General features: G+C 64.5%; 7 protein-coding genes. 1 reads left to right on the top strand and 6 read right to left on the bottom strand.

The window, feature by feature from the left end; all coding sequences use genetic code 11:
• Together VLE48_15240 and VLE48_15235 are read right to left on the bottom strand one after the other, a co-directional pair.
• Nucleotides 1-285: aminotransferase class V-fold PLP-dependent enzyme (locus tag VLE48_15240; GenBank protein ID HSA94367.1), on the bottom strand; the 285-nt coding region annotated here is incomplete at its 3' end.
• A 54-nt stretch (nucleotides 286-339) separates the two neighbouring features.
• Nucleotides 340-1,509: a citrate synthase gene (locus tag VLE48_15235; protein ID HSA94366.1), complete on the bottom strand. Its 1,170-nt coding sequence runs from the start codon at nucleotides 1,507-1,509 to the stop codon at nucleotides 340-342.
• A 146-nt stretch (nucleotides 1,510-1,655) separates the two neighbouring features.
• Between VLE48_15235 and VLE48_15230 the strand changes: the two genes are divergently transcribed.
• The gene (locus VLE48_15230; protein HSA94365.1) at nucleotides 1,656-3,767 is read left to right on the top strand and encodes a S46 family peptidase; all 2,112 of its coding nucleotides are present in this window, start codon (nucleotides 1,656-1,658) and stop codon (nucleotides 3,765-3,767) included.
• A gap of 18 nt (nucleotides 3,768-3,785) precedes the next feature.
• Here VLE48_15230 and VLE48_15225 read toward each other — a convergent pair whose 3' ends face one another.
• The 4 genes from VLE48_15225 to VLE48_15210 all read right to left on the bottom strand — a co-directional run.
• Nucleotides 3,786-4,628 (bottom strand): amidohydrolase family protein, encoded by an 843-nt coding sequence (locus VLE48_15225; GenBank protein ID HSA94364.1) that lies wholly within the window; start codon nucleotides 4,626-4,628, stop codon nucleotides 3,786-3,788.
• A 93-nt stretch (nucleotides 4,629-4,721) separates the two neighbouring features.
• Nucleotides 4,722-5,369, bottom strand: a complete 648-nt coding sequence (locus VLE48_15220) for a DinB family protein (protein HSA94363.1) — start codon at nucleotides 5,367-5,369, stop codon at nucleotides 4,722-4,724.
• A gap of 32 nt (nucleotides 5,370-5,401) precedes the next feature.
• Nucleotides 5,402-6,394 (bottom strand): FAD binding domain-containing protein, encoded by a 993-nt coding sequence (locus VLE48_15215; GenBank protein HSA94362.1) that lies wholly within the window; start codon nucleotides 6,392-6,394, stop codon nucleotides 5,402-5,404.
• A partial coding sequence (locus tag VLE48_15210; GenBank protein ID HSA94361.1) for a molybdopterin cofactor-binding domain-containing protein occupies nucleotides 6,391-8,328 on the bottom strand: 1,938 nt, incomplete at its 5' end. The genes VLE48_15215 and VLE48_15210, both read right to left, overlap by 4 nt.

The raw sequence follows: 8,328 nt of genomic DNA, 5'->3' as shown, positions 1-8,328 counted from the left end.
CTCAATGGTGGACGTCACCACGTGGTCCCCCGGCTCGACCAGCCCGAACAGCGCCAGATTGTCTCCTTCGGTGCCGCCGGAAGTGAAAACGACTTCGGCGGCACGGCAGCCCAGGAGCCCGGCTACCGCCTCCCGGGCGCGTTCCACAGCCGCTCGGGTCTGCTGGCCGTGATGGTGGATCGACGAGGCGTTGCCAAACTGATCGGCAAAATAGGGCCGCATCGCCTCCCACACTTCCGGCAGGAGCGGAGTGGTGGCGTTGTTATCGAGGTAAACGCGCCGCATAGAAATATTCTACGCTGAAGTACGGGCCGGACGCTGCTCCCTGCCCTCGGCTATTCAGCGCCGGTCGATGGGGACGTAAGGAACCGGCGGCAGCGCACCCTGATACTCGGCGCGCGGGCGGATGAGCCGGTTGTCCGCGTGCTGCTCCAGCACGTGGGCCGTCCAGCCGCTGATGCGCGAGACCGCGAAGATGGGCGTGAACAGGTCGATATCCAGGCCCAGGGCGGTGTAGGTGGAGGCGGAGTAGAAGTCCACGTTGGCGTTGAGCTTCTTCTCGCGGTTGATGAACTCCTCGATCTTGCGGGACATCTCGAACCACTTGTGCTGACCGCTGGAACGGCCGAGATCGTCGGACATCTGGCGCAGATGCGTGGCCCGGGGGTCTTCGGTGTGATACACGCGATGGCCGAAGCCGGGAACTTTTTCCTTCTTTGCCAGCATGGCCTTGACGTGCTCGACCGGGTCCTCTCCGGCCTCGTCGATGGCCTGCAACAGCCGCATCACTTCTTCGTTGGCGCCTCCGTGCAGCGGTCCCTTGAGGGCGCCGATGGCCGAGGTAATGGCGGAATGCATGTCGGAAAGCGTCGCGGCGGTCACCCGGGCGGCGAAGGTGGAGGCGTTCAGCTCGTGGTCGGCATGCAGGATCAGAGCCACGTCCATGGCCTTTTCGGCGGTGGGAGAGGGTTTCTCGCCGTTGAGCATCAGCAGGAAGTTGGCGGCGTGGGAAAGGGAGCGATCGGGCTCCACCACGGCCCGCCCCTTGCGGACGCGGTCGTAGGCGGCGACGATTTCGGCGATCTGCGAAGTGAGACGGTAGGTCTTGCGCACATCGGCGACGTGGTCGTTGTGGTGCGTATCGGGATCGTAGAACGAGAGCGCGGAAACCGCGGTGCGCAACACTTCCATCGGCGACGCACTCCGCGGCGACTGGCGCAACAGATTGATGATGGCCGGGTCCAGCTTGCGTTCGGCCGCCAGGTGAGCCTTTAGGTCGTCCAACTCGCTGCGGGTGGGCAGCTTGCCGAACCACAGCAGGTAGCAGGTTTCCTCGAAGGTGGAGTTGTCAGCAAGATCGTGGATGTCATAGCCGCGATAGGCGAGAATGCCGCGCTCCCCATCGATGTAACAAATACTGGAATTGGCTGCGACGACTCCTTCCAGCCCCTTGCTTGCCGTTGCCGTGGTCATGACGTTCCTCAGCTCGAGCGCCAATCGGGCGCTCACCCTGCCTTTTTTATACTCCAAATGGGGGCACTTCGCGAAGTGACGGCAATCACAGGGCCATGTTTCCCCATTTGCGAGGCCGTCTGGCCGCCCTGTATAGTGGCCGCCCGGAGGCGCAACTCCTAATGCCGGGCCGGAAATCCGCCATGCGAATCGTCACGTGCCTGCTCTGTCTTGGCCTGCTCTCCACCTGCGCCGTAGCCGATGAAGGCATGTGGCTGTTCAGCGCCCCACCGCTGGAACAGCTGCAGGCCCGCTACAGGTTCAAACCGAGCCAGCAATGGCTGGACCACCTGCGGCTCTCGTCCGTACGCTTCAACAACGGCGGATCGGGTTCGTTCGTCTCCGCAGACGGACTGGTGTTTACCAACCACCACGTGGCCGAAGAGTGCATTCATCAGCTCTCCTCTGCGGGTAAGGACTTCCTGAAGACCGGTTACCTGGCGCGCAGCCGGGCCGAAGAGGCCAAGTGCCCGGACCTGGAGCTGAATGTATTGGGGAGCATGCAGGATGTAACGGCGCAGGTGAATGCCGGCGTCAAGCCGGGGATGAACGACGCCGAGGCCGGCCGGACGCAGCGGGCAGCCATGGCGACCATCGAAGCCGATTGCGCCAAGCAGACCGGACTGCGCTGTGACGTGGTTACCTTCTACTCCGGTGGGGCGTATCACCTCTATCGCTACCGCAAGTACACCGACGTGCGACTGGTATTCGCGCCCGAGCAAGACATTGCGTTCTTCGGCGGCGACCCCGACAACTTCAACTTCCCCCGCTTCGATCTGGACGTCGCCTTTTTCCGTATCTATGAGAACGATAAGCCGGTGCTTCTGAACCAATACTTGAAGTGGGCGCGAAGCCCGCTGAAGGAAGGCGGCCTCATTTTCGTCTCCGGCCATCCCGGCGCCACCGGGCGCTTGAAGTCCATGGATGAGTTGGAATTCCTGCGGGACGTCTATTACCCGTTCTTGCTGGAGTCCTATCGCGGGCGCATCGAGACACTGCGCAAGTTCTCCGAAGCGTCGGAGGAGAACGCACGCATCGCCAAAGATGACCTGGACAGCCTGGAGAATTCGCTCAAAGCGGTGAGCGGCTACCAGGGAGGGTTGAACGATACGGAACTGATGGCGGCCAAGCAGGCGGCGGAAGACCGGCTGCGAGCCGCGATCGAGGCCAACCCGGAGCTGAAGAAGGAAGTCGGCGACGCGTGGAAAGACACGGACCGGGCGATGGATACCTACCGCACGATTTTCCTTTCCTACATCTTCCTGGAGCGGCGCTCCGGATTTCGCGGGACGCTGGCGGAGTTCGCCCGCACCCTGGTGCGCGCCGCCAGCGAGCGTCCCCGGCCCAACAACGAACGCTTACGGGAATATCGCGACTCTGCCCTCCCTTCCCTGGAACTGGGATTGTTTTCCGCTGCGCCCATCTACAAGTCGCTGGAGACGGCCCTGCTCGCCTATTCGCTCAACGAGATGCGCGAGCAAATGGGCGCGCGCAACGTGGTGGTGGAACGGGTGCTGAAGGGACGATCTCCGGAAGAAGTGGCGCGAGCGGCAGTCGAAGGCACCGAACTCCAGGACGTGAACCTGCGCCGCCAGCTCTATGAGGGCGGCAAGAAAGCCGTCGAAGACAGCAAGGATCCGCTCATCATGCTGATGCGCGACATCGAGCGCGAAGCTCGAGCCGCGCGCAAGACCTACGACGACAACGTGGACTCGGTGCTCCGCCAATCCGGAGCGCGCCTGGCCAAAGCCCGCTTCACGCTAGAGGGCAATGCGGAACCGCCCGACGCGACCTTCACGCTCCGCCTGAGCTATGGCGCGGTCCGCGGCTACACGGAAAACAGCAAGCCGGTTCCCTTCTTCACCACCATCGGCGGAGCCTTCAAGCATGCCGCCGCCCACGGCAATCAGCCGCCCTACAAGCTGCCGGACAGTTGGACCAGGAACCGCACCCGGCTGCGTGCCACGACGCCGTTCAATTTCGTCTCGACCGCTGACATCATTGGGGGTAGCTCCGGCAGCCCGGTGGTGAACGCTGCCGGCGAACTTGTGGGCATCATCTTCGACGGCAACATCTATTCCCTTCCCTGGAATTTCGCCTACTCCGACAAGCTCGCAAGGGCGATCGCCGTGGACGTCCGCGCCATCCAGGAAGCGCTGCGCAAGGTCTACGGAGCCACCGCGCTGGCGGACGAACTGTTAGGCGTGAAGGCGGCGCCGGCGCGCCCGGGGCGGCGCCGCAGGACGCCACAGTAACCGCCCATTTCTCCGACCTCAGGCCGGCCAGATGGACTGTGCGGTCTTGCTCAGGATCTGCTCCCGGGCCGCCTCCGAAAGCGGCAGGGCGCGGAAGTCCGTGAGGTTCTTCTTCATGTCCGGAACGCCCGGACCGGGCCAGTCCGTGCCGAACAGAGTCCGCTCCGCGATCTCTTCCAGTCGCGGGAAGTAGCGCAGCAGAGCCTTGGGTGGGATGCCGCTGATATCCAGATAGACATTCGGGTGCCGCCGCACCAGAAAGAAGGCCGTATCCATCCACAGCGGACGGCCGCCGTGCGCCAGCAGGATCTTCAGCTTGGGGAAGTCGACCGCTACATCGTCCACGTAGATAGGGTCGCCGTACTTGTTACGCGCGCCGGGGAAAATGGAGGTCCCGGTGTGGACCATCACCGGGATGCCGTTGGCCTCGGCCGCACGATAGATGATCTCCAACTCCTTGATGCCCTTCAGATAGTCGTTCGGGTAGAGAAGCTGGTGCGGAGGGTGGATTTTGAACATGCGGATGCCCAGCCGCAGCAGCTCCTCCACGTCACGCAGGACGTTGGTGCTGTGGCGCGGGTGCAGCCCGCCACAGGGAATGAGTCGCCGCGGGTCTTCCTTCACGTACTCGGCGACGAATTGATGCACCCCGGAGGTGAGCCCGATGACTTCCGGCGCTACGTAGTTGATGAGCGCGGCGCGCTCCACGCCCACGGCGTCGAGGTGCTTGAGGAAAGCCTTGGGCGAGCGGCACAAGGCTTCAATGTGCTCAAAGTCGCTGCGCTTCTTCTTGATGGCGGCCAAGGCCTCCGGCTTGAAGAGGTGCATGGGCATGATGTGGACATGACAGTCGGTGATCATCAGTGGCTAGTGGCCAGTGGCTAGAAAACCGCCGTCCCGATTAGCAAAATGGCGCCCGGTGTGAGCAACCCCCGGGCGCCGGTATCCTACCACCTACTTCTTGGGGAATGCGGGGTCGGCCTTCACTTCCTCGATCTGAGCAGTGTGGCGCTTGAGGTGGGCGGCCATGAAGACCATCCACTGCACGCCGTCCATGCTGCCCGGGGGCCCGGCCTCCAGGCGTTGCCGCAGCTCGTCATAGTTGGCCGCCAGATATTCTGCGTTCTCCTTGCGCATTTTCTCGAAATCCGCGACCAGAGCGGCTTGCGTCGCCCAGCGACCAGTGGGCTTGAGCGGATCCGGGGCCTGGAATTTCGTCGAACGATCGGGAACCATCTTAACGATATTGGCCTCCTTGAGCGTGGCCTCTTGCGCCTTGGCTGGGTCCGCGGGCGACGCCATCATCTTGTGCACGATGCCCTGGAACATCTCCTCGGCCTTGGTGACGTGCTCGGAGACCTCGCCCACGGACCAGCGGTCCGGAGCCGGCTTGAACTTCCATTGCGCCTCGCTCAACCCGTTGATTGAGGCCAGAAACTTCTCCCGCGTCTCCGCCAGGTAGCGGAGGGCGAAGTCCTTGTCATAGTTCGCGGGCAGAGCAGGATCGGCCGTGGCTGAATCCTGCGCCACAGCCAGGGTCGACAGCGCCATCACAGCCAACACCACAGAACAACAGAGTTTCCACTTCTTGCTTGCGTCCACGACTCCTCCTCCTCAAACAGTTAGTGCGACCGTTATCCCCTCTGTCCTCTTGCGGCGGCCAGAACGGCGCGCTTGGCAAATATCCGAATCATCTCGCGGCGATACTCCGGCGTCAGGGCCGACGTGGTGAGCGGCTTGGCGGTTCGGGCTGTCAATTCGCCAACCACCTCGGCAACGTGTTCATCCACCTTCTTGCCCGCCAAGGCACTCCCGGCATGCGGCACCAGGTGCGGCGCCGGGTTCACTGCGGTGATGGCCACGCGCGCGTCCTCCACCGTGCCGTTGGACCCCTTGAGCGCCACCGCAACGCCTGCCAGCGGGTAGTCGATGGAGCCGCGGATGCGCAGCTTCAGGTAAGCGCCGCGCCAGCCCGCCATCGCCTCCGGCAGGAAAACGCGGGTGAGCAGTTCATCCCGTTCGCATTTGATGCGCGCGTCGCCCAGATTGGTGTAGAAATCGCGCAGCGGAAGACGGCGTGTACCGCGCGGACCGGCGATCTCGATCTCCGCCTCCAGGCAGAGCAGGGCGGGAGGCGTGTCGCCGGAGAAGGCTGCCCAGCACTTGGTGCCACCCGGCGCTACGTGGCAGAGGTCGCCATCCTTCTTGATGCAGAAGCCGCATGACTTCCGCCAGGCCAGCGACTGGTTGTACCAGAGGCAGCGCGTGTCCAGGCAGATGTTGCCGCCGATCGTCCCCATGTTGCGCAGGATAGGCGAGGCCACGGTGATGGCCGCCTCGCGCAGCACGGGATAGTTGCGCCGCAGGAATTCGGAGTCCTCGATGCCGGTCAGGGTGGTGAGCGCGCCGATCTCCACGCCCTGCCCGGGAACGACACGAATGCCGTTGAGTTCGGCGATGCCGCGGATGTCGAGCACATAGCGCGGCGCAAACAGCCGCTGGCGCAGCGAGGGAATCAGATCCGTGCCGCCGGCAATGACCTGAATGCTGGGCGCGTGCTTGCCCAGCAGCTCGACCGCCTCCGTCACGGTGCGAGGGCGCAGCAGCTTGAACTCAGGGAGGCTCAATCGTCACCTCCCCCAGCTTGGGACGCTTCCCGCCGCGCCGGATCGGCTGGGTGGCGCTCCGGGCCCTTGCCCCGATACCAGAGTGCGCCGCCGTGCTCGCGGAACCTGGTTGGGGCCTCCGGATCGACGCCTTCCGTCAGGTCGAGCTTCTTTGCGCCCTTTTGGGCGCGCAGCGCCGCCAGCACCCGCTCGGGCGTGAATGGCGCTTCATGCAGGCGAATCCCCACGGCGTCGTAAATGGCGTTGGCAATCGCGGGGATGGTCGCGGCAAGGGAGCCCTCGCTGCATTCCTTGGCGCCGAAGGGACCTTCCGGGTCCACGCTCTCCACGATGATGCATTCGACTTCCGGCGACTCGACTGCCGAGGGTGAGCGGTATTCGAGCAGGCCGGGATTCATCAGCAGGCCGTCTTTCCAGACCATCTCTTCCTGGAGCGCCTGGCCCAGACCCATCCACACCGAACCGATCACCTGGCCCTCGACCGAGACCGGGTTAAGGGCGCGGCCGCAATCGTGCGCGGCCCAGATCTTGTGTACCGTGACCACGCCGGTGTCTTCGTCCACGCTGACTTCGGCCACCTGCGCGGCATAGGAGTACGCCGGCGACGGCCCCACGCCCGCGCCTTTGTGCTTGCCGCCGCGCGCTTCCTGCGGCGGCGCATAGGAGCCGGTGCCAGTGAGGGCGCCGTGGAAGTCGATGGCTGTGACCACCGCTTCCTCGAAGGTCATCCAGTCCTTCGGGCCTTCTTCCTTGCGTTTCTGTTGCAGCGAGCCCCGCAGGATCTGGCCTTCCTCAACGCGGCCCGCAGCCTGCTCGCGGGCGACGCGGACATTTATCTCAACGGCGGTCTGCGCGGCGCTCTCCGCCATGCCCTGCTTGAAGACCAGGTCGTTGCGCATCACCACGTCGGCGGCAGCGCAGTTCATCTTGCGCGCGGCGGCAGCGACGATCTGTTTCTTCACCTCGTCCGCGGCCCGCATGGTGGCGTTGCCGGCCATGAAAGTGACGCGGCTGGAATACGAGCCGATGTCGATGGGCGTAAGGTCGGTGTCGGCGGCCACAATCTTGATGCGCGAGAGCGAGCAGCCCAGGACTTCCGCGGCGATCTGCGCCGTCATGGTGTCCGAGCCCTGGCCGATCTCGGACGCTCCGGTGTAGACCACGACGCCGCCGTCGCGGTCCACCTTGATGTTCACGGTGGAGTGCGGCATATCGGAGCGAATGATGGAGTTGGCCGCGCCGCTGACGTAATGGCTGCAACCGAGCCCGAGGCCGCGCCCGCGGCCGAGCTTGCCCCGGCGCTGAAGCCAAGCCGAGCGCTCCACCACTCGCTCGATGCACTCCGGCAGGCCGTAGCTCTGGACGCGCAGCCCGTTGACCGTGACGCACGGGGGCTGCAGCAGGTTCACGCGCCGGATTTCGGCCGGGTCCAGCTTGAGCGCGGCGGCGATCTCGTCCAGTTGCGATTCGAAGGCGAAGCGCACGTTCACGGTGCCGTGGCCGCGCATGGCGCCGCAGGCGGGTTTGTTGGTGAGCACGCGGTAGCCGTCGTAGCGGATGTGGGGGATGTCGTAGAGCGCGCCCAACAACGCGCCGGAATAGAGGATGGTCACCACTCCGTACGAGCAGTAGGCGCCGCCGTCCTGAATCACTTTGGCAGCGACGGCGGTGATGCGGCCATCGCGCTTCACCCCTGTCTTCAGGTCGATGATGGTGCGCGGACGACCGCGGTGCGCCCAGAACACTTCCTCGCGCGTGTACGTGATCTTGACCGGCGCCCGGGCCGCGCGCGTCGCTACCGCCGCGATGATCTCCAGCGGGATCACTTCGCTCTTGCCGCCGAAGCCGCCGCCCACCAGCGGCTTGATCACGCGGATCTGCGCCATCGGCATCTCCAGCACGATGGAAAGCTTGTGCTGCAGGTAGTACGGCAC

The organism is Terriglobales bacterium (assembly GCA_035454605.1).
In the GTDB taxonomy this organism is placed as follows: Bacteria; Acidobacteriota; Terriglobia; order Terriglobales; family Acidobacteriaceae; genus DATMAB01.
Note: the sequence above shows the minus strand (reverse complement) of the source record. Positions and strands in the feature narration are given on the sequence as shown.